We start from the raw sequence: 20,782 nt of genomic DNA on the forward strand, positions 1-20,782 counted from the left end.
CGCTTCCATGATCGAATTCACGCATGAGAGTGATGCCCTATTGCGATAAGCCCCCGCCGTGTACATCCATTCCCATGATGTCAAAGATTCGGTCACGCGTGGAAAGGTAACCTGGAGCGTCCAAATCCCGAGGCCGAGCCAACTCCACGGTCACCGTCTCAGCCACAGTCGCCGGTCTGCGGCTCATGACCACGACTCGATCCGCCAACTGTACCGCCTCCTCGATATCATGCGTGACAAAAAGGATCGTCTTCTTCTCCGCCTGCCAGATGCGGATCAGATCCGCACGCATCTTTAGACGTGTGAGGAAATCCAGAGCGCCAAACGGCTCATCCATGTAAAGAACGTCCGCATCTGCGGCTAAGGCGCGGGCAATCTCCACCCGCTGACGCATCCCGCCGGAAAGCTCGCGCGGATAAGATTTTTCAAACCCCTTCAAGCCCACCATTTCGATGTAGTGCGACACGCGTTCCTCACGTTCCTTCTGTGGACGTGACATCAAACCAAACCCCACATTTTCCTCCACCGTCAGCCATGGGAAAACACCGTTTTCCTGGAAAACGAAAATGCGTTTGGGGCTAGGGCCATTCACGGGGGAACCGTCCACACGCACCTGTCCCCGGCTTTCTTTGATGAATCCCCCGATGATGTTCAGCAGCGTGGATTTCCCACAGCCCGATGGGCCCACAATGCAGACGAATTCGCCTTCATGGATATCCAAATTCACATGCTCCAGCACATGAATGGTTTCACTGGCTTTGCCTGGGAATGACTTCCAGCAATCCCGGACTTGAATGAGAGGTTTGAGATCAGCGTTGTCCATAGCCCCAGCGAACTTCATCAAATTTTTCGAGTTGGCGCACGAGTAGATCCAGAACCAGACCGATCAGGCCAATCATCACCATGCCTGCCACCACCAAGTCGTAACGTTTGCCCGCATTGCGAGCATCGATGATCAAATACCCCAGGCCGCTATTCACCGCGATCATCTCAGCTGCCACCACGACTAGCCAAGCGATGCCCAATGCGATCCGAATCCCTGTGATGATCTGGGGCAGCGCGGCCGGAAGAATCACCCGACGAAAGAGCTGTGTGCCCTGCACGCCAAAGTTCCGTGCGGCACGTAGATAGACCAACTGCATATTCTGCACTGCCGCCATGGCCGATACCGTGATGGGGAAGACACTGGCCAGGAAAATCAAAAACACCGGAGCGGTGTCATCAATGCCAAACCACAAAATCGCTACCGGGATCCAAGCGATGGGTGAAATGGGCCGCAGGATCTGAATCATCGGATTCAGGGCCTCATAGGCCATCTTAAACCATCCCAAAGCCAACCCCAGCGGCACTCCAACGATCACAGCCAGAGAAAAACCCCAGCTCACGCGGAAGAGAGAAGCCACGATGTATTTAGCTAAAAGGCCTTTATCAAAAAGCTCGCGGATACCTTTCACGACATCCACGGGCGTGGGGAAAAGATCGCTACCCGAAAGACGCACCAAGACGTGCCAGATCACGAGAAAGAACGCGGCCGTCAGGAGGGGTAACAGAATGCCTCGTAGAGAAGAGTTTTTCATGTCATCGAATCAATCGTTTCCTAGAGCCCTTCACTTCGCTTCCGTCTTACCAGTGCCTTCAAACACATAAGGTTTCACCAGAGACTCATCCGGGACAAAAGAGGTATCGGTGTAGTCTTCAAAGCGTGCACTGCCATTCACAATGCCAGCGTCTTTTCCCAACTCCTCGATCTCCTCAAAGTCCTTCTTCCTCAGCGCCAGATTCGTGTATTTCACCCGATCCGGTGGCTTGCTTAGCACGAAGGTCAGCAGGCGGGGATGCTGGTTGTAGTAATTCTTTGCCACAAACTGTGCCGCGTCCATCCGATGCTCCATCGTCTCATCCAGCCACTTGCCGCTACTGGCAATACCATCGACCAGTTTCTGCACCGCCGGACGATCGTTTTTGATCATATCCTCATGCACAGCCAGCACGCAGGAGATGAAATTCGGCCACACATCCTTGGTCAGCCAAAGCACACGACCATAACCATCCAACTCCGTCTGCGCCATGAAAGGCTCACCGCTGGAGATGGCATCGACCGCCTTGGAATACAGTGCCGCAGGCATATCTGGAGGCGGCATCTCAACCAGTTGGATATCATTCACCGTCATGCCAGCCTGTTTCAATGCGCGGAAGATCAATAGCCTCTGGTTCGAGTAACGATTCGGCACTGCCACTTTCTTCCCACGTAGATCTTCCATCCGATAAATCTTCGAGTCCTTGTGGACCATCACCGCGCTACCATCCCGATGGCCGAGATAGACGATTTTGATCGGCACACCCTGCTCACGAAGCGCAATCGCCATCGGCGCAAGAATGAAAGTCGCTGGCGTATAACCGGATAGATACGCCTCCTTCAATTCCGGCCAGCCGCTGAAGCGCACCGGCTCAAAGATCCCATCCCCCGTCGTCTCCTTATTGATGAAATCCGTCACCGGGCAGGTGAGATGGCAGGTCACGGGCAAGAAACCGATCTTATACTTCTCACCCTTCGCTGACCCTTCAGCTTTAGGGACAAACCAGTTCAAATTCAGCTTCCCGTGCAAACCGGTGATCAGCACCAGCCACAGCACGGAAAAGATCACGGTGGTGCCAAGGAGTTTCATGGCGCATGACATCCGCCATCTCCGCTACAAATAAAATCCCCATCCAGCATCGCTATGATGCCGAAACGTTATCAATCCCAATCATCTGGCAGAATCCCGTCCCTAATATCGTTGTCACCCATCCCGCAATCCCCTGTCCCACCATGAAATATTTGTCTCCCTTGCTCGGACTCCTCAGCCTCACCGTATCTCTATCTGCCGCCGAGCCCGAATTTCCCCTGACGGCGGATTCAAAATCCCAGCCGGGGGTGCCTCAGGGCAGCTTGATTAAGGACACCTACACCGCGCGACAGGCCAGCGTCTTCCCCGGCACCCAGCGCGACTATCAGATCTACATCCCCGCCGGACTGGATCGCGACAAGTCCGCCGCCTTCATGGTCTTTCAGGATGGCGTCCTCTATCAGGCTCCTGTCGTCTTTGACAATCTGATTGCCAAAAAAGACATCCCACCGCTCATTGGCATCTTCATCCGACCTGGGGTGGTTCCTGCGGCAAATGACAACGCCCTGCCTCGCTTCAATCGCAGCTATGAGTATGACAGCGTCACGGCCGAATACTCGCGCTTCCTCCTCGATGAATTTCTGCCCGCCATCGAGCAAAAACATCGTCTCTCTCTGAGTACGAATCCCGATCAAGCCGCCATCGCCGGAAACAGCAGCGGGGGCATCTGCGCCTACATGGTGGCCTGGCATCGTCCCGACCGCTTTCATCGTGTCTTCACGGGAGTCGGCACCTATGTCGGCATCCATGGAGCCGATCAACTCCCGGTGCTCGTCCGTAAGATCGAGCCGAAGCCCCTGCGTGTTTTCCTGCAAAGCGGCACCAACGACAACAACCTCTATTGCGGCGACTGGTGGATGGCCAATCAAATGATGGAACGCAGCCTCACCTGGGCAGGCTACGAGGTCAACCACGCCTGGGGCGAAGGCGGACATAACCAAAAGCATGCCAGCCAAGTCTTCCCCGATGCCCTCCGCTGGCTCTGGAAGGATTGGCAAACCAACCTCGAGGTAAAAGCTAACGTCAAAGGCGAATCCAAGTGGAAGGGATATGAGGTGGTGGACATGGGGGCATGGCAGCCCCTCGCCTCCCCCAAAGGTGCCCAGGGCCACGTTCTTCAGAGTTCCGTCACCGGAGAGATCAGCCTCACCGCAACCGCCAACGCCCGCACGCGGCTTCAAGGGCAGACCTCGCTACCTCAACCTGCCCTCACGGATGATTGGGCCTCCAGCAGCACCACCCTCTCGCCCGATCAAACCCTCCTCTACGCCAAAAAACCCGACTCCGAATACGTTTATAGTTTCCCAGTGGGTGGCCTGCTGAGTCAGGGGCAAAAGTTCTACCAGCTCGATGCCCTTCAAGCCGGCGACACTCACTCCGGTGGTCTCTGCGTCGATACCGAAGGTCGTCTCTACGTCGCCACCTCCCTCGGCATCCAGGTCTGTGATCAAGCCGGACGTGTCAACTTCATCATTCCCACCCCCACGGAAGCCACCGATGTCTGCTTTGGTGGCAAGGATCTCAGCGAACTCGTCATCGCCTGCAGGGATACCCTCTACAAGCGCCCAACGAAGGTTCACGGTGTGGTCAGCGGACAGCAGGCCCCGATCAAACCGAAAGCCCCAAAGCTGTAATCCCTGGGGCGAAATTGGTGGGCTCGTTCGGACGGCCCGCCTCCTCAACTGCGCCTCTGAACACCTGATCTGGCAACCCAGGCTTGCCAGCCCGGCTAGTCTGTCTATTCTCGCGGGCCGTTTTAATTCCCAGCTAAGCCTCGACGGGGGCTAACTGGTCGTTCAAAACCACCCCTCCCCTTTCATCGTGGCTAAAAAATCCTCCAAGACCGAAGACACTTCCCCCATCCTGGCAGACAGCGCCCCCATCGAGATCAAACCGGTGGATGATCTCTATGGGGATTGGTTTCTGGACTATGCCAGCTATGTGATCCTGGAACGTGCGGTGCCGCACATCAATGACGGCTTCAAACCCGTGCAGCGGCGCATCATGCACAGCCTGGATGAGCTGGAAGATGGTCGTTACAACAAGGTGGCCAACGTCGTGGGGAACACGATGAAATACCACCCGCACGGGGATGCCAGCATCGGTGATGCCATCGTGCAGATCGGGCAGAAGGACCTGCTCATCGATACCCAGGGAAACTGGGGCAACATCCTCACCGGTGACAACGCCGCTGCACCACGATACATCGAGGCGCGGCTGTCCAAATTTGCGCTGGACGTCGTGTTCAGCCCCAAGGTCACCGATTGGTCGGCCAGCTACGATGGTCGTAACAAGGAGCCTGTGACCCTGCCGGTGAAGTTTCCCCTGCTTCTTGTTCAAGGAGTAGAAGGCATCGCCGTCGGTCTGAGCTGCCGTATTCTGCCGCATAACTTCATCGAACTTTGCGAAGCCAGCATCGCGGCGCTCCGGGGAGAGGAAGTGAGCCTGGTGCCCGATTTCCCTCAGGGCGGCATCATGGATGCCACGGATTACAATGGCGGTCTGCGCGGTGGTCGTGTCCGTGTCCGAGCCAAGATCGAAGAGGGCTCCAAGAAGAACACCCTGCGCATCTACGAGATCCCCTATGGCACCACCACGGGCGGCGTCATGGACAGCATCGTGGCAGCCAATGAGAAGGGCAAAATTAAGATCGCCCGTGTGGATGACAACACGGCAGAGTTTGTCGAGATCGTCGTGCAACTGCCTCCCGGCACGGATGTGGAGACCACCATCCAGGCCCTTTATGCCTTCACGGATTGTGAGGTATCCCTCGCCCCCAACACGGTGGTCATCCAGAATGACAAGCCACGTTTCGTCAACGTCAACGATCTCCTCAAGGAGAGCGCCGAGCACACCAAAAAGCTTCTCGGTGAGGAGTTGGAAATCCAACTCAACGAACTGGAAGAGAAATGGCACTTCAGCTCCTTGGAAAAGATTTTCATCGAGAACCGCATCTACCGGAAGATTGAAGAAGCCGAGACCTGGGATGCCGTCATGGCCGCCATCTGGAAGGGTCTCAAACCTCATCTCGGCGTCTTAAAGCGAGCCGTGACTGATGAGGATGTCGCTCGTCTGACGGAGATCAAAATCAAGCGCATCTCCAAGTTCAACAGCTTCGAAGCCGACGAACATATCCGCAGCTTGGAGAAGGACATCGATCAGGTGCAAAAAAACCTGAAGCAGCTCACCCGCTTTGCCATTGCTCACTTTGAGCGTTTGAAAAAAACCTATGGCCCCGGCAAAGAGCGCCGCACCGACGTCAGCAGCTTTGACCGCGTGGCCGCCGCCCAGGTGATCATTGCCAACGAAACCCTCTACTTGGATGCCAAGGAAGGTTTCGCTGGAACCGGATTGAAGAAAGAGGGCGAAGCCATCTGCAAATGCTCGCCTCTGGATGACATCATCTACTTCAGCAAGGAAGGCACGATGACCGTCTCCAAAGTCGCGCCGAAGATCCACGTGGGGAAAAACCCCATCTACATCAATCTCTTCAAGAAAGACGAAGAGGCCGTTTACACCCTCATCTACCGCGATGGCAAAAACGGTCCCGTTTTAGCTAAACGCTTCCGCATTGGCGGTATCACACGGGATAAGGTGTATAACCTCGCCAAGGGCAAACCCGGCACCATGGTGCTCTTCTTTGCCCGCCACGAAAACGAAGCGGACAGCGATGCCCAGAACCTGCTGGTTCATCTCAAACCGGCCCTGTATCTGCGCACCCTTTCCCTGAAGTTCCCCGTGGCTGCCCTCGCGATCAAAGGTCGCGACTCTCAGGGCAATATCGTGACCAAGCACGCCGTGGACCGCATCGTGAACGAACGGAAAAGTGCTGCCGCCTCAGATGCCTCTGGAGCCTAAACTGACGCCTAAGGACATTTCAACGAAGAGATGAAGATCGAGCCGCCCTTCGGAGTCGCTACCTTCTTCTCTTGAATGCTGCGGTATCAGGACTAGCCTGAGAGCATGAAAAAGCTGCTCTACATCCTGGTTGCCCTCGGCCTGCTCACCGCCACGGCCCTAGGCGCCGTTTCCTGGTGGGTCATGCAGAAAATGGGGCCAGAAACCTGGGTGGAACTGGCAGAAAAAAACTGGAATTGCCGAGCTCAGATCGATGACGCTCACCTCAGCCTCTTCACTCGCCCGGCCACCCTGAAATTCACCGGAGTGCGGCTGGCTCCTCGTGATCTCGAAGTCGCCAAGCCTTATGCGGAACGCGCCCCCTTGCCCGCCGTCAGCGCGCTCGTGGAGATCCCGGAGATCACTCTCGAAGTGAAGTTGGATGACCTCCTCAATCGCCGCCTCTTTGTCGAGCAGCTTAGCATTATCCGCCCCAGCGTGCGGGAGACTCAGGACGCCAAAGGCAAAAGCTCCCTGGAGGCTCTCTTTAAAAAACCCGGCAGCGCCGAAGCTGTCGCCGCCACCCCCGAGACCTCTCCGCCCCCCGCCCAGGTCGAAACCAAAGCCGCCTCAGAGAGCAGCCCCGCCCCAGCCTTCGCTTACGCCGTCAAATCGGCCCGGATTGAGAAAGGTAACCTGGATATTGCCAATGGCACCACGAAGGTCGTCATTCAAGATCTAGACTTCGCGCTCACCGATATCGATGTGAACACCAATGACTTGGTCAATCACAACCAAATGAAAGCGGCACTCAGCGCTGTGGTGAATGTCTCCGGCATGGCCCGCATTCAGGGGGCCAAGCGCCCCGCTGAGCTGGCTCACCTCATTTTGAGTGGTCAGGGAGACATCGCCCCTCTCAGCCCAGCCACGAAAGAGTGGCACCCCGTTTCGAATCTTACGCTCACCCTAGCTAAAAGCTCCGTCTTGGCTGGCCACATGACCATCGGCGATGCTGCGGGCAAAGACCTGCGCAAACTTCAGGAATACGGGGTGGACCTCGCTCCCGTGGTGATCGGAGGGCCGCTGCAGGCGGATGCCGTGGTCACAGGGACCTTTGCCAATGACCGCTTCCAGACTCGTTCCCTCACCCGTTTCGTCTTTCCCGAATACGAGGTGGCCATCGAACCCAAATCTTGGGTGAATGCCGCTCAGGACAAGCATGAGATCGAACTTCGGCTGTCCTGCGGACCAGCCCTTCAGAGTCGCCTGACCACGGGCATTGCCAATGCTAAGCTCGGGGATTCCCTGGCCCGGGCTGTCACTAAAGCTCTCTCAGACGAGCAAGGCCGCATGACTTTCGACATCGAGTCCGAAGGCTCTCTCTCCAGTCCCAAAGTGAAACCCAAGGTGGACCGTGTTCTCAAGAACCTCCTCCAGGGTGATGGCCTCGGTGATCTCCTCCAAGGGCTGCTCAAGAAACTCTAGCCCTGACCTCACTCATTTAGGCGATGCTGTTTCTTCCGCTGCTTTGCTCAGACGTTCGGCATTCTGGGCCATTTCTACATCCAGAGAGGTGATGCCGCCCTCGCTGTGTGTAGTAAGCTTAACGGTGACCTTTCTCCAACCGACAGCGAGATCTGGATGATGATTCGCCGCTTCTGCCGCCGTGCCGAGCAACCGAACAAACTCGATACCCGTTAGGTAGGAGGCGAAACGATAGGTTTTCACCAACTCCGCCCCTTCTCGCTTCCAACCAGGAAGCGAATGTAGGGATTTTTCAATATCGTCGAGTGTGAGAAGAAGCCGCATTTGTCGGGGGGGGAATCGGAATTCAATGGTCTAATATCGAGAAATCACAAGGCCGATACGATAATTTTCATAATTTATGAAAATTTTGTCAGAAATGAGTTCGATTTTCCAGCTTATGATTACTTTTTCTGCTCCAGCTAGAGAAACCAGAGCCTCCCCTTCCAAATTCCCCTCACTTCCCCCTCAAAAGGCGATTCAGAATTGATTCTCAAGTGTTCGTTCAGGTCTCCATTGCCAAAACCTCTCGTCTCTTTTTTGAGAAGCCTCTCGCCTTGGCAAACTTGGACAAACAAGCCTTCACTCATCTCTTCCTCATAAGCGTATCCCTAGCTCTCTTGGTTGACACTGGCCTTGCCACCTCCATCCTCAGACAATCTTTATCTTTTTTCCATGCACTCCTCCCTCGAACTGAAACGTGAAGTGGACGCCATCCAGATCCCCAGTGGTGACTCCATCAAACTGCCCCTCGGCATGAAGGTGATCATCACCCAATCCCTCGGTGGCACCTATACCGTGGCGACTGACTTCGGCCTCGCCCGTATCAGCGCCAAGGATGTGGACGCCCTCGGCATTGACCCCGAGGCCTCGAAAAAAGAATCTGAGAGCACCTCCTCCAACATTCCCGAGAATGCCAGCGACCTCGAAGCTCAGGTCTGGAACCAGCTCAAGAACGTCTATGACCCCGAAATCCCCGTCAACATCGTCGACCTCGGCCTTGTCTATGACTGCCATGTCGAGCAGACCGATGAGGGCAAAAACCGCGCTGTGGTCAAGATGACCCTCACCGCCCCGGGCTGCGGCATGGGCCCCACCATCGCCGCCGATGCCCAGAGCCGCATTATGACCATCGAAGACATGGACGACGCAGCCGTCGAACTCGTCTGGGAGCCTGCCTGGAATCAAGGTATGATCTCCATCGAGGGCAAGATGAAGCTCGGCATGATCTAACGGATCGCTTCCAGTCATTTTCGACAGGGCCAGCCCAGCGCTGGCCCTTTTTGTTGCGTCAGAGGATCAGCATGCAGTCGCCATAGCTGAAGAAACGATACCGCTCTCGGATCGCCTCTTCATAGGCCCGCAAGATCAGTTCCTTCCCGGCAAAGGCGCTAACAAGCATGATCAGCGTGGATTTCGGCAGGTGAAAGTTCGTTAGCATCGCCCCCACGGCGCGAAACTCATAACCTGGATAGATGAAGATGTCCGTGCTACCGCTCTGGGCCACTACCCGCCCGGCATTGTCCCGCGCCACCGTCTCCAACGTACGCATCGCCGTCGTGCCCACCGCCACCACCCGCTTCGCCTGACCGATGGCCACTGCCGTCTCCTCAGTCACCTCATACTGCTCGCTGTGCATCACATGCTCGGCTATTTTTTCCGCCTTCACGGGCTGAAAGGTGCCCACACCGACGTGCAGCGTCACAAAGGCATGCGGCAGCTGGGCTAGAATCTCCGGTGTGAAATGCAGCCCTGCTGTTGGGGCTGCAATGGCTCCCGCCGCCTGGGCAAAAACGGTCTGATAACGCTCCCGATCCGCTGGCTGATCATCCCGGCCCATGTAATGCGGCAGTGCCAGGTGCCCATGCGCCGCCTCATCCACCTCGCGATCCCACTGGATGACACGCTCGCCATTCTCCAGAATCTGCTCTACCGTCCCCGTTGCCTCGCCAATCTCCACCGTGTGGCCGATGCGAAACTTCTTTCCCGGCTTCACCATACAGCGCCAGCGCGTCGCCGTCAGTGGCTCCAGACGCAGCACCTCGCGCGAGCCTTCATTGGAAAAATATCGAGCCGGGACCACTCGCGTGTTGTTCATGACAAACAAATCCCCCTCCCGCACAAACTCTGGCAAGTCCGTGAACATCCGATGCGTGATCGTGCCCGACTGCCGATCCACCACCAGCATGCGAGAAGCCGCTCGATCCGGCAGCGGCTCACTGGCAATCAATTCAGGTGGCAGGTGATAATCAAAATCAGAGGTCAGCACGGCAGGAGGTGGCAGGTGATTCTAGCGAATCCACGAAAACCACCGGTAAAGCAACCGAAAGACCGCATGTCGCTTCCCTTCCCCCGTGAACCCCAAGGCACTTAGCATGACGTTTCCACCAGTGGAATCTCTTGCCAAAGCGCAGCAGGCTTTCCACCCTAGATACCTCATGCGCTTACTCGCTCTCACTTTATTCAGCCTTGTCTCCCTCTCGGCAGCTCTGATGGCCGCTGAAGATTTTCCTCTGGCACCTGCTCAGGAATGCCGTCCCCGCAATGGTCTGCCGAATTTCTTGGCCAAGGTCAAGCAGCCGGGCGCAGAAGTGAAAATCGCTTACCTCGGTGGAAGCATCACAGCCCAAGAGGGCTGGAGGCCTAAGACACTGGCACATTTCCAGACGACCTATCCGCAGGCAAAGATCGACCAAATCCACGCGGCCATCGGCGGCACAGGATCAGACTTGGGGGTATTTCGCTTGAAGCAAGATGTCTTGGATCAAAAGCCAGATCTCATGTTTGTGGAATTTGCTGTGAACGATGGCGGAGCTGCCCCCGAACAGATCTTCAGGTGCATGGAGGGCATTGTGCGCCAGACCTGGAAGGCGCTGCCGGAGTGCGACATCTGTTTTGTCTATACGGTAACGGAAGCTCTCGTGGCACCGCTAAAGGAGGGCAAGTTCCAACGCTCCGCCAGTGCCATGGAAAAGATCGCTGAACACTACGGCATCCCGACCATTCACATGGGGCTGGAAGTCGCAAAGCTGGCCAAAGAAGGCACGCTGGTGTGGAAAGCCCCGCTGCCAAAAACGGATGAGGAGAAGAAGGCAATGGTGGGTAAGTTTATCTTTGCTCCCGATAGCGTGCACCCTCACCCCGAGACGGGTCATGAGCTGTATCTCGCCGCCATCGTTCGATCACTCGACCCGATCCAGCAAGCCACGAAGACCCCAGCCCCCCACGTGCTGGACGCGCCATTCATCGCCACGAACTACGAGCAGGCCAAGATGCTGCCCATCTCTGCTGCCAAACTGTCCTCTGGATTTGCCAAGATGGATTTGGCGAATGATCCCTTTGGCAAACGCTGGGCCAGCCGCATGAAGGATCTGCACAAGGCAGGCAAAGCAGGTGACACCATCACCTTCAAATTCAAAGGCACCCGCTGCGCCATCTATGACCTCGTAGGCCCTGATTGTGGTCAGGTCATCGTCACGTTGGACGATCAACCTGCCCGCATCGTGCCACGCTTTGACGCATACTGTACTTATCATCGCCTGAATACCCTACTGATTGGCAGTGATCTCTCTGACACCGTGCACACCGTAAAAATCGAGATCCACCCCGACCAACCTGATAAGGCAAAGATTCTCGAAAAGAATAACAATAAGATCGACAAACCTGAACGCTTCGACGGCACGAACATCTACCCCGGCGCCATCTTGTTGGTAGGAGAATTGGTCGAGTAGTTCAGCGTATTCCGGCAGCGCAGCTCAGATACCGGAACTTCAGGAAATGTTGATCATGATGGGGGAAGCTCCACCCAGCCACTGCTCTCCACCTGAGGGGAATCAAGGCGTCAAGATGAGAAAGACTTGCCAAAGCCGCCAAAGTCTAATGCTGCTGAGGTGACACCACTCGTCCGTTTTTTGCTCGCCGAGTGGGATGCAGTCCCTACACTCACACCGACCTTTATCTTTTTCCCGACCGACCATGAAACAATACGCCCTTGGCATCGACTACGGCACCAACTCCTGCCGCTCCCTTCTGATCGACCTCGAGAATGGTGCAGAAATGGGTTCCTCCGTTTTCAACTACCCCTCCGGAGAAATGGGGGTCTTGCTGGACGCGAAAGACCCGCATGTGGCTCGTCAAAACCCTCAAGATTACCTGGATGGCATGGTGGCCATCACCCGAGGAGCGCTGGAACAAGCAGCAACCAAAATCCCAGGTTTCGATCCGGCCCAAGTCATTGGCATTGGCATCGATACCACAGGCAGCACACCGATCCCCGTCAATCAGGACGGCACCCCCCTCGGCCTGCTGCCAGAATTCAAAGGCAACCTCAATGCTATGGTCTGGCTGTGGAAGGATCATACAGGCTACGCCGAGGCCGCAGAGATCACCGAGTTGGCTCGTCAAATCCGGCCGAACATCATCGCGAAATGCGGAGGCATTTATTCCAGCGAGTGGTTCTGGAGTAAGATCCTGCGCCTGCGCCGGATTGATCCTGAAGTCTTCGCTGCCGCATATAGCTTCGTCGAGCATTGCGATTGGCTCCCAGCAGTGCTGGCAGGTGACACCACGCCCACCACGCTGAAACGCAGTGTTTGTGCCGCTGGCCATAAGGCGATGTTTAGTGCGGAGTGGGGCGGTTTGCCCGACAAGGAGTTTCTCTCCCAACTAGATCCCACTTTGGCGGATCTGAGGGATCGCCTTTACGGCGAGGCTCATACGTCAGATGTCAAAGCCGGTAGCCTGTGTGCCGAGTGGGCTGCTAAGCTCGGACTCAAAGAAGGCACCGCAATTTCTGTTGGAGCCTTCGATGCGCACATGGGTGCGGTGGGTGCGGGCATCAAGGAAGGCACCCTGGTCAAAATCCTGGGCACGAGCACCTGCGACCTGATGATCGCACCCGCGAACAAACCTCTAGCGGATATTCCCGGCGTGTGCGGGATCGTCAATGGGTCCGTGCTCCCTGGATACTTCGGCATCGAAGCCGGCCAAAGCGCCGTGGGGGATCTTTTTCTGTGGCTCGTCAATCACCTCGTCCCAGAGAGCTACGGCAGCACTGTAGGAGAGAAGTTTGTGGCCATGGAAAAAGCCATGTCAGCGCAGAAACCCGGTGCCTCAGGTCTGCTGGCTCTCGACTGGAACAATGGCAACCGCACCGTGCTTGTCGATGTCCGTTTAACGGGCCTTTTGTTAGGCCAAACGCTCCACACCGAAGCGCACGAGATCTATCGTGCTTACATTGAGGCGACGGCTTTTGGCGCCCTAACCATCATCAAGCGGGTGGAAGACTATGGTGTGAAGGTGGAGGAAATCATCAATACGGGCGGTCTCTCCATCAAAAACGCCACTCTGATGCAGTGTTACGCCGATATCATCGGGAAACCCATGAAGGTCAGCCAAAGCGAGCAGACCTGCGCTCTGGGTGCCGCGATCTTCGGAGCTGCCGCAGCCGACGTGGCCGATGTGGGCACCTTGCAAGCCAAAGTCACCGCCACCCGTGAAAAGGTCTATGAGCCGATTCCTGAGAATCAGGCGGTTTATGCTGAATTGTATGCGCTTTATCACACCCTCCACGATGCCTTTGGCACTGCGCAATGGTCTGGAAATCTAGGCCATGTGATGAAGAAGCTGCTCGAAATTCGCAGCCGTCAGAGCTGATTTCTGGGTCGAAGTGCCCCCTCCAGCATCTTTTGCGAAAGAGACATTTTTTTCTGACGGGGGGCTATCCTCTGACAGACGGGGTTTGACAGCAGGGTTCAAACGAAGACAATCCTCCTTAATGGAGGAACCGGAACTGCCAGACATCCCCGAAGATGCTAAGAAAGATAAGGGCTTGTGGGAAAAAACCCGCAAGAGCCTGATTGAGCGCCTGAACAATTGGGAAGACCAAAGGACCTGGAATGAATTTTACCAGACCTACTGGAGGCTCATCTACAGTGTGGCGACGAAAGCCGGCCTCACCCGCGAGGAAGCCTTTGATGTCATTCAGGAGACCATCATCGCCATCGCCCGACAGGTGCAAAAAGGCCAGTATGATCCTCGTGCAGGGTCCTTCAAGGCGTGGCTGCTACAGATGACTCGCTGGCGTGTCCTGGACGTGTTCCGTGCTCGCAAGCGGCAGCCGTCTTTAGCAGATCAGGGAAATTCCGAATCCGAAGAAACCAGCAACTTGGCGCTGGATCGCCTTTCCAACGAAAAGGATAACCTCCTCGAAAACATCTGGGACAAGGAATGGCGCGATAACATCACCGCAGCAGCGCTGGAGCGCGTTAAAGCCAAGGTCTCTCCTCGGCAGTTTCAAATCTTTGACTGCTACGTCATGAAAGGCTGGGGCGTGAAGAAAACCAGTGAAGCCCTGGGCATCAATGCCGCTCAGGTCTATCTCGCCAAACATCGCGTCGGCGCCCTGGTGAAAAAAGAAGTCCAGGCCCTCGAGAACACCATGCTCTGAGCTGCTCACACGCAGAACTCGGGCAAAAAACTTTGAGAATCATCCTCCACATCCCCGTGGCAGGCATGGCAGTTGCGTATATCTTTAGACGCCTATGCCTGGAGAACTTCCTGATCGGATCCTCATTGATGAAATCCTTCCTCCCAAGGGTAAGGTGGCATCGGCATCTTCAAGCGAGCCCTCAACATTGTCATCTCTGCCAGGCACCGAATCTGAGGTGGCGCGATTCCTGGCCAAATGGCTGGACAATTGGCTGCGTATCCCAGGCACCAATTTCAAAATCGGTCTCGATCCTCTTCTCGCCCTTTTCCCCGGAGTCGGCAGTAGCGTGGCTTCGGGTGGCGGTCTCGTCATCCTGGTGGAAGCTATCCGCTGTGGTGTGTCGATTCCCGTGCTCATCCGCATGAGCGGCAACATGCTCATCAACACCCTGTTTGACTTTCTTCCCCTCGGTGGCCCGGTCGTCAGCGCATTCTTCAAATCAAACCTGCGCAATCTCCGGCTACTGCAAGCTTGGCAAGCCGGTCGTCAACGGGAGGTCCGCCGCAGCACCTTCCGCATGTTTCTGGCCTTAGCCTTCTTCCTATGCCTCATGGTTGGCCTGCTGTTTGCCCTCTTTGCTTTCTACGTTTGGCTTCTTCGTCAAACCGGTTTGTTTAACTGATGGCCAATCGCCCACGCCTTTAATGTCGTCAGTCGGTCTTTCCCTCAACGACCGACTACGCAGCTAAGGCAGTGAGTTTGAGACGACCCATCTTTGGAAACTCCAGCCGTTCGACAAACTCGTTTTCGACATCATAAACTCGGAGCACTCCTCCAGTTTCTCGAACTCGTTGGATAGCGTGCTGAAGAGCTGAAGAGCGTTCCATATGGATATAAACTTCCATGGGATGCTCCGCGACTTCGCGTTTCAAAACCCAGTCTTCGCCACTCATGGCAAACAAATAATGTTCAAGAGGTGTTTTCATAGTCGCTAGAGTTCGGATCTGCTTAGCCACTTGGTTGGATGGCTTTACAAAAAATGTTTCCAAACTGCTAAGTTCACCCTTAGCGAAGTATTGAAAGGACGTCTTCGACTCTTACAAATCAAGGTTCCATACCTTCCTGTTCACGCTCTTGGCGAGTTATAGGCACTGCATTCGGCGCTGGTTTGACTTTTCGATCCGTAAGCCGAGAATACGCTTGAGTGAACTCTGCCCCCAAAAGAAGGATACAGGCCGCGTAATAGATCCACAGGAGCAACAGGACCACCGAAGCCGAAGCTCCGTAACTGGAGACGGTGCTCTCCCTCCCCAGATAGAAGCCTAGGGCGAACTTGCCGATTTCAAAAAGGACTGCGGTGACAAAGGCCCCCAACCACACATGCCGCCAGCGCACCTGCGCATCCGGCAACACCTTAAAGATGATGGCAAACAAACCGGTCACCATCCCCATGGACATGGCAAAAGCCAATGACACCCAAACTTGCTCAGGTAACCCAAGAACCCGCCCCAATTGATCACTTACGGCCGATAAGGCCGTGGTGAGCAGCAAGGAGGTCAGCAGCAGAAAGCCAATGACCAACACCATGCCAAAGCTCAACAATCGCTCCTGGATATACAACCAAACGCTACTCCCAGGGCGAGGCTTCACCTCCCAGATCGTATTCAAGGCGTCTTTGAGTTGCCCAAAGACACCCGACGCACCGAGCAATAGAACTGCAAACCCCGTGACGGTGCCGATCCACCCCTCTTTAGGCTTAGCCGCACTCTGCACCAAAGCCTGAACAGCACTGGCCGCCTCCTTGCCAATGTAACTCCGCATCTGATCCTCCAACTGCCCCTTCACCGCATCCACGCCAAATACTAAACCAGCAAGGCTGATGGCGATCACCAACAGCGGGGCAATGGAAAAGACCGAATAGTAAGCCAAGGCCGCCGCTAGACGCAGAGCCTTGTCCTCAATGAACGACTGCACCGTTTCACGGATCAGGAACACGATACGATTTTCCCGGATGGCCTGGAGATTCATCCCAGGAGATCGTTTCCAGCCTTGTTTCCGGTTGTCCAGTTGTGATGGCGGGGGATAACGATGGCCTGCCCCGATAAGCCAGGTCCATTTGATCATCACACTGGGCTGACACCTAACGCCATCAAGCTCAGAGGCTGTCTGAAAAGTGCCACGCAAGGAGCGTGACTTACCAAAGTCACCACTTGGAGTATGCCACGTTCTCCCTTTACACCGAAATGCCAAGAGCCTCGTGCCAGCCGATTCCGCCATAGAGCGCCGACGCAAAGAACGCAACCACGACAAACTCCGCAATGCACAGGAATGCTTGCTTCGTGGCTCGGGTGTCAGTGCGATACTCCGCTGGTGCTGTCAGGGCTGGGTTCACGGGTCTTCGTTACAGGACGCGCATAGCAGCACCTAACGACCAGTTCACCCACAGCCACCGGAGGAAGGCGTCCGCAGGAAATCGGGCGTCAGAACCTCCGCCGCTACATCAAACTGACAGGTCGGGTGGCTGTTGGGTGAAGCGATTTTGTTAGGCGAAGTTGTCATCTTCTGGATCGCTCCATCATGAGTTTGCGCATCTGCCACGCACGAACGCTTGTCAAAGTTCCGGCCACCCCAGCAAGCACGAGGATTACGGCAGGAGGCCCGTGTCTTCCCAAGATACAAACGGCACTCCCAGCAAACGTGATAATGGCGAGCGCGAAAGACGCCCTGGCTGCTCGGGTAGAAGGGATGACCGCCTCGCAGTTTGGTCCGGGCATCTTCTGGTCTTCTGGATCAACGTGTGTCATAAGCGTGGAGTGGCCCTAACGTCTCGGATCAAGCGACGGCGAGCGCAAGACGTTGCTGACACGACAGATAGCCTTCCAGCCGTTGTCTGCATCCGTTTTGTTCGGCGTTGGTTGGTTCTTGTAGCTCGATCATGGTGATGTGGGTGCCTGTGCTGAAAATATGCGCTTGGCTGGGTCCCATCGGCAAACCTGCTGAAACCTGCGAGATGGCATCGCCTTGCCCTCGATGTCAGAGATCTGAATCGAACCGGTCAAATGGATTCGATCAAACTCCTCTCCAGCTGGTCTCTGATAGTCCACAGCGAGATGGTCGCCCTCGAAACGCGCCTCACCGGTCTCTGGCACTCTGAACGCCGCCGGAGGGTCCCAAAACCTCCCTCGAACGGTCGTCTCAAGCAATAGTCGCAACGTCCGACCACGAAGCTCCCAAAGGCAGAGAGAGCCATTCCCCATGTGTGTGCTCTCGATAACCTCCAAAACTGGTTTCTCTGCCTGTCTCAGTGGAATCCAACGAAACCTCACCACGTAGTGACCGCGAAACTCCTCATAAGAGTCTGGATATGAATATTGCCAATCGACGGCATCACCGCTCCGCTGATACACGGACAGTCGTCCCCACCACTCGGGCTCTTGCTCGCAATACACTGCCACGATGTCGGGATGATCATGGCACCGAACGAAAGTGGCCGAAGGATTTGAGTCAACAATCTCAGAAAAGCTCCTGGGAACTTTGGTCGCGTCGAGCGCATCTGCCGCAAAGACGGTCGATGCAACGAATGCGACGATGAAGGCACGGCGGAGCATGGCCGACAGAGCAGCCCCGGCGGTTGGCACCAGCGTTTTGTTCGGCATTCGTCGTGTATTGGATTCAAGAGTCATGGCGGTTGCTAGCTGATGCCTTCTTTTTTAGTCTGTATCCAATCACCAATGCCGGAAGAGAAATTGAAAGGACTACAACCAAAATCAATCCTGCGATGCCTATGGTCGGACCAAGCAGGTGGTCGTTCTCATCGAGGGGTGGCCCAGGAAAAAAGATCGGAAGTATCGTGAGAAATAAAAAAACGAAGACCGCAAAGACGAAGCATAAGGTAGGGCACTTTCGCCATGCGAGTTTTATGGTGGTCTTAAACACGGCCTGAAAGCACCTTACGGTCGAGTGTGCATTGGTTTGCCGAACGCCCCCAAGCTCAGCGACAGCGAAAGGCGGCGCAGCCGCCGCAACGCATGGTTAGGCGAGTTTCCGTTGAACCGGCATTGGAGTTCATCGTTTAACTTTCAGTTGGAATGACGAAAGCCCTGAGTTCGGCCATTTGACCATCGCGGAAGCGCCAGACGTCGCAGTAGGATTGATGGACCCTCTTCCCGTCTTTGTCTTTCGTGGTGATGTCGCCCAGCGCCGTGACAAACTCCCCCTCGGCGATCATTGCCGTGACGGTAAAGTTGGGAGGCTCCTCCGCCGCTTCAAGATACCGACGAACGGCATCCTTCCCCTGAAGCGTCTAGTCGCCGACATACGTCCATTCCGTGTCCTCGGTGCAGAACGACAGGAACCACTCATTGTCGCCTTGAGCGATCGCCGCATTTGCCTTCGTCAAAATAGATTGATGGAAGTCTGACATCGCCGTTTCTCTTGGCTACGCTTGACGAGATCCATCCGCGCGGGTGGAATTCGAGTTCAGCTCATGCGCCTGACGGCTCGGATCAGGCACCAACTGAACGCCGGTTGCTAACATGTTCTGCCTCGTTCTTGTGTTCTTGATACGCTTTCTGATACAGTCGCTCTAGTTCATGCCACCTCTTGTGCTGTAGCCTCTTCGGCCAAGGAAATAGCGGTAAAGAATAAACATGACCAAAATCTTTGTGAGGTCCTATGTATGTCATAAATCCCTTGCATATTTCAATTCCTTCATCAGAAAATGCGTTTGCACAAATTTCTCGAAAAAATACTCCTTTTGAGGCTAATTGCTCAAGATTCTCGTAAAAAGCCTCAATAAGCTTCCGTCTATGTGGGCGATAGCCGGGAAGGACACCTAAATGTGAAAAATATGCGTTATATACTCCGGGAAAATCGAACGGAACAACAGTATCAGTTTTAATTTGGCTATCAAACAACTCGCCAGCTTTTGCTAGGGCGTAATGATCGTCATTGAGAGCAACTATGCTCCAATACCCAACTATATTTTTTGGCCCCGCTGTGAGCAGCGCCCAACCATCTGGATGAGCCATAAACACCGGAGCCCATTGCTCAACCGTTCCCTCGCGAAGTGGCGTAAGCTCTTCACCGATCAAATCTCTATCTTGCTCGATAAGGCGCTTCAACAGAGCTTTCCCATCCCAACGCCAGGTAAGAACATCTTCAATTCTAGATATGACTGGCCTAGATTTCACCTCGTTTCGTCGTTTGATGGATTCTACCCACAATTCGGTTAACTTGGTAATTGCTCCGCCAACAGTGGCGCCAATAATCAGAAGGATGATGTCATTCATGGGGCGATGTGTTGAGGGTTGTTACCACCCTCCGAATCCGACTCGGAGTGGGAAGCGGGTTGTCCAGCGCCGTCTTGTTCGCCGATTGTTTTCTTCTGGGAGGGTCGATACACAACTTCCCCGCCTCCATAGAATCGAGGCTGCTCACTTTGACGCTTGCGCTCATACTCATCGTAGAGGTGTGAAGCCTTCTCAATATCTTGCTCGCTAAGAAACTTCTCAACGGCCTCGGCAACCTTGATTGCAGTCTCGACATCAGCACGGCTTGCTTCGGTTCTCCCGTGGGCAACGTGATTCCGCATCTGGCGCAAATCATCGACCTTCTCGGAAAGATCATTTGGAACCTCAATTCCATATCGCTCAACAGTCCGTAGAGAGACTGGGCGGCTAGACATCATCATCATACGATCTCTACCTTGAGAGACTTCCGAGGAAAACTTCCGGATGACTGTATCAAGGTAGTTGTATGCCGCAAGGAAGGCACCCAATGGATGGACCTTCGACACCTTCTTCAGTCCTTCCAGCTCCTTCTCCTCACGAGGCTTTCTGAGTCGGAACGCTTCTATATCGGCCGCATTGGTGAACTGTGGTAACACCTCATCAAGATCCAAATCATACTGAGCTTGAAGCAGGCTCTTCATGAACTCGTAGGTCGATTCCATGTAGAAAATCGTGGTGAGTTCATTCGGCGAGCCATATCGATGCTGAAGAGCGTTCCGCTCATCAATCAAAAGTTCAACCTTGTTGAGATACGGAAGCGGAACGTTCTTGTCTTTAAGTTCCTTGATCGCGCCATGAATCGAAATTGTCTCCTTGGCTCCCTTAAAAATCGACACATCGAGATCAAGAAGTAGATCCTTGAAAATCAGTTCTACGCTATTCGCTAGGTGAAGGATCGCCAGCTTCCGATCCAGCTCGGCTCCGCCATTGAAATGTTCAATAGCGTGCGCAAAGAGTTCGAGGGAGCTCTGAAATAGGGGAGATTCTTTGGCCATGTTTTTGTGGCGAACGATCAAGATGAGACACGAAGCTCT

Annotated in this window: 18 protein-coding genes and 1 pseudogene; 8 read left to right on the plus strand and 11 right to left on the minus strand. The window is 54.9% G+C overall.

Going from position 1 to position 20,782, the window contains the following annotated elements:
• Positions 1 to 37: 37 nt before the first annotated feature.
• From B5D61_RS13735 to B5D61_RS13745, 3 genes are read right to left on the minus strand one after another with little or no spacing between them, the layout of a single operon-like run.
• Entirely contained in the window at positions 38 to 823 is a 786-nt protein-coding gene (locus tag B5D61_RS13735; RefSeq protein WP_078813942.1) for an ABC transporter ATP-binding protein, read from the minus strand.
• Positions 810 to 1,577 (minus strand): ABC transporter permease, encoded by a 768-nt coding sequence (locus B5D61_RS13740; protein WP_078813943.1) that lies wholly within the window; start codon positions 1,575 to 1,577, stop codon positions 810 to 812. The genes B5D61_RS13735 and B5D61_RS13740 overlap by 14 nt, the downstream gene beginning before the upstream one ends.
• Positions 1,578 to 1,607: 30 nt before the next feature.
• Positions 1,608 to 2,666: an ABC transporter substrate-binding protein gene (locus B5D61_RS13745; protein ID WP_176159424.1), complete on the minus strand. Its 1,059-nt coding sequence runs from the start codon at positions 2,664 to 2,666 to the stop codon at positions 1,608 to 1,610.
• Between the two features lie 143 nt (positions 2,667 to 2,809).
• Between B5D61_RS13745 and B5D61_RS13750 the strand changes: the two genes are divergently transcribed.
• From B5D61_RS13750 to B5D61_RS13760, 3 genes are all read left to right on the plus strand, one after another.
• The gene (locus tag B5D61_RS13750) at positions 2,810 to 4,300 is read left to right on the plus strand and encodes an alpha/beta hydrolase-fold protein (RefSeq protein ID WP_176159425.1); all 1,491 of its coding nucleotides are present in this window, start codon (positions 2,810 to 2,812) and stop codon (positions 4,298 to 4,300) included.
• Between the two features lie 187 nt (positions 4,301 to 4,487).
• A complete protein-coding gene (locus B5D61_RS13755) occupies positions 4,488 to 6,524 on the plus strand; it encodes a DNA gyrase/topoisomerase IV subunit A (RefSeq protein WP_245846541.1) in 2,037 nt (678 codons plus the stop codon).
• A gap of 105 nt (positions 6,525 to 6,629) precedes the next feature.
• Positions 6,630 to 7,988 (plus strand): AsmA family protein, encoded by a 1,359-nt coding sequence (locus B5D61_RS13760; protein WP_078813946.1) that lies wholly within the window; start codon positions 6,630 to 6,632, stop codon positions 7,986 to 7,988.
• Positions 7,989 to 8,000: 12 nt separating this feature from the next.
• On the opposite strand, the gene B5D61_RS13765 is transcribed toward B5D61_RS13760, so the two are convergent.
• Complete coding sequence (locus B5D61_RS13765) at positions 8,001 to 8,312, minus strand: 4a-hydroxytetrahydrobiopterin dehydratase (RefSeq protein WP_078813947.1); 312 nt, start codon at positions 8,310 to 8,312, stop codon at positions 8,001 to 8,003.
• A gap of 390 nt (positions 8,313 to 8,702) precedes the next feature.
• Between B5D61_RS13765 and sufT the strand changes: the two genes are divergently transcribed.
• Positions 8,703 to 9,260, plus strand: coding sequence for a putative Fe-S cluster assembly protein SufT (gene sufT, locus B5D61_RS13770; RefSeq protein ID WP_078813948.1), 558 nt, complete (start codon positions 8,703 to 8,705; stop codon positions 9,258 to 9,260).
• Positions 9,261 to 9,318: 58 nt separating this feature from the next.
• On the opposite strand, the gene queA is transcribed toward sufT, so the two are convergent.
• Complete coding sequence (gene queA / locus B5D61_RS13775) at positions 9,319 to 10,296, minus strand: tRNA preQ1(34) S-adenosylmethionine ribosyltransferase-isomerase QueA (RefSeq protein ID WP_078813949.1); 978 nt, start codon at positions 10,294 to 10,296, stop codon at positions 9,319 to 9,321.
• Positions 10,297 to 10,402: 106 nt separating this feature from the next.
• Here queA and B5D61_RS13780 point away from each other — a divergent pair, with 106 nt between their 5' ends.
• The 4 genes from B5D61_RS13780 (at position 10,403) to B5D61_RS13795 (ending at position 15,139) form a co-directional block, all read left to right on the plus strand.
• On the plus strand, positions 10,403 to 11,758 hold the full coding sequence (locus B5D61_RS13780; protein ID WP_217698977.1) for an SGNH/GDSL hydrolase family protein: 1,356 nt from the start codon (positions 10,403 to 10,405) through the stop codon (positions 11,756 to 11,758).
• Between the two features lie 244 nt (positions 11,759 to 12,002).
• On the plus strand, positions 12,003 to 13,682 hold the full coding sequence (locus B5D61_RS13785) for a ribulokinase (RefSeq protein ID WP_078813950.1): 1,680 nt from the start codon (positions 12,003 to 12,005) through the stop codon (positions 13,680 to 13,682).
• A gap of 121 nt (positions 13,683 to 13,803) precedes the next feature.
• On the plus strand, positions 13,804 to 14,475 hold the full coding sequence (locus tag B5D61_RS13790) for an RNA polymerase sigma factor (RefSeq protein ID WP_078813951.1): 672 nt from the start codon (positions 13,804 to 13,806) through the stop codon (positions 14,473 to 14,475).
• A gap of 94 nt (positions 14,476 to 14,569) precedes the next feature.
• The gene (locus tag B5D61_RS13795; RefSeq protein ID WP_078813952.1) at positions 14,570 to 15,139 is read left to right on the plus strand and encodes a DUF4112 domain-containing protein; all 570 of its coding nucleotides are present in this window, start codon (positions 14,570 to 14,572) and stop codon (positions 15,137 to 15,139) included.
• A gap of 55 nt (positions 15,140 to 15,194) precedes the next feature.
• Here B5D61_RS13795 and B5D61_RS13800 read toward each other — a convergent pair whose 3' ends face one another.
• The 6 genes and pseudogenes from B5D61_RS13800 to B5D61_RS13825 form a co-directional block, all read right to left on the minus strand.
• Positions 15,195 to 15,443, minus strand: coding sequence for a hypothetical protein (locus B5D61_RS13800; protein ID WP_139373254.1), 249 nt, complete (start codon positions 15,441 to 15,443; stop codon positions 15,195 to 15,197).
• Between the two features lie 118 nt (positions 15,444 to 15,561).
• The gene (locus B5D61_RS13805; protein WP_217698978.1) at positions 15,562 to 16,581 is read right to left on the minus strand and encodes a YihY/virulence factor BrkB family protein; all 1,020 of its coding nucleotides are present in this window, start codon (positions 16,579 to 16,581) and stop codon (positions 15,562 to 15,564) included.
• A 109-nt stretch (positions 16,582 to 16,690) separates the two neighbouring features.
• Entirely contained in the window at positions 16,691 to 16,849 is a 159-nt protein-coding gene (locus tag B5D61_RS26330) for a hypothetical protein (RefSeq protein WP_176159426.1), read from the minus strand.
• Between the two features lie 1,680 nt (positions 16,850 to 18,529).
• Positions 18,530 to 18,880 (minus strand): annotated as a pseudogene (locus tag B5D61_RS27080) (nuclear transport factor 2 family protein).
• A gap of 82 nt (positions 18,881 to 18,962) precedes the next feature.
• Complete coding sequence (locus tag B5D61_RS13820; protein WP_078813956.1) at positions 18,963 to 19,748, minus strand: hypothetical protein; 786 nt, start codon at positions 19,746 to 19,748, stop codon at positions 18,963 to 18,965.
• The gene (locus B5D61_RS13825) at positions 19,745 to 20,743 is read right to left on the minus strand and encodes a hypothetical protein (RefSeq protein WP_078813957.1); all 999 of its coding nucleotides are present in this window, start codon (positions 20,741 to 20,743) and stop codon (positions 19,745 to 19,747) included. Before B5D61_RS13825 ends, B5D61_RS13820 begins: the two co-directional genes overlap by 4 nt.
• Positions 20,744 to 20,782 lie beyond the last annotated feature (39 nt).

The sequence above is a fragment of the Prosthecobacter debontii genome (assembly GCF_900167535.1).
Classification (GTDB): Bacteria; Verrucomicrobiota; Verrucomicrobiia; order Verrucomicrobiales; family Verrucomicrobiaceae; genus Prosthecobacter; species Prosthecobacter debontii.

Bases quoted from the DNA above. Each gene is read 5' to 3' on its own strand.
- B5D61_RS13735 (WP_078813942.1), bottom strand. From the start codon at position 823: ATGGACAACGCTGATCTCAAACCTCTCATTCAAGTCCGGGATTGCTGG.
- B5D61_RS13740 (WP_078813943.1), bottom strand. From the start codon at position 1,577: ATGAAAAACTCTTCTCTACGAGGCATTCTGTTACCCCTCCTGACGGCC.
- B5D61_RS13745 (WP_176159424.1), bottom strand. From the start codon at position 2,666: ATGAAACTCCTTGGCACCACCGTGATCTTTTCCGTGCTGTGGCTGGTG.
- B5D61_RS13750 (WP_176159425.1), top strand. From the start codon at position 2,810: ATGAAATATTTGTCTCCCTTGCTCGGACTCCTCAGCCTCACCGTATCT.
- B5D61_RS13760 (WP_078813946.1), top strand. From the start codon at position 6,630: ATGAAAAAGCTGCTCTACATCCTGGTTGCCCTCGGCCTGCTCACCGCC.
- B5D61_RS13765 (WP_078813947.1), bottom strand. From the start codon at position 8,312: ATGCGGCTTCTTCTCACACTCGACGATATTGAAAAATCCCTACATTCG.
- sufT (WP_078813948.1), top strand. From the start codon at position 8,703: ATGCACTCCTCCCTCGAACTGAAACGTGAAGTGGACGCCATCCAGATC.
- B5D61_RS13780 (WP_217698977.1), top strand. From the start codon at position 10,403: ATGACGTTTCCACCAGTGGAATCTCTTGCCAAAGCGCAGCAGGCTTTC.
- B5D61_RS13785 (WP_078813950.1), top strand. From the start codon at position 12,003: ATGAAACAATACGCCCTTGGCATCGACTACGGCACCAACTCCTGCCGC.
- B5D61_RS13790 (WP_078813951.1), top strand. From the start codon at position 13,804: ATGGAGGAACCGGAACTGCCAGACATCCCCGAAGATGCTAAGAAAGAT.
- B5D61_RS13795 (WP_078813952.1), top strand. From the start codon at position 14,570: ATGCCTGGAGAACTTCCTGATCGGATCCTCATTGATGAAATCCTTCCT.
- B5D61_RS13800 (WP_139373254.1), bottom strand. From the start codon at position 15,443: ATGAAAACACCTCTTGAACATTATTTGTTTGCCATGAGTGGCGAAGAC.
- B5D61_RS13805 (WP_217698978.1), bottom strand. From the start codon at position 16,581: ATGATCAAATGGACCTGGCTTATCGGGGCAGGCCATCGTTATCCCCCG.
- B5D61_RS13820 (WP_078813956.1), bottom strand. From the start codon at position 19,748: ATGAATGACATCATCCTTCTGATTATTGGCGCCACTGTTGGCGGAGCA.
- B5D61_RS13825 (WP_078813957.1), bottom strand. From the start codon at position 20,743: ATGGCCAAAGAATCTCCCCTATTTCAGAGCTCCCTCGAACTCTTTGCG.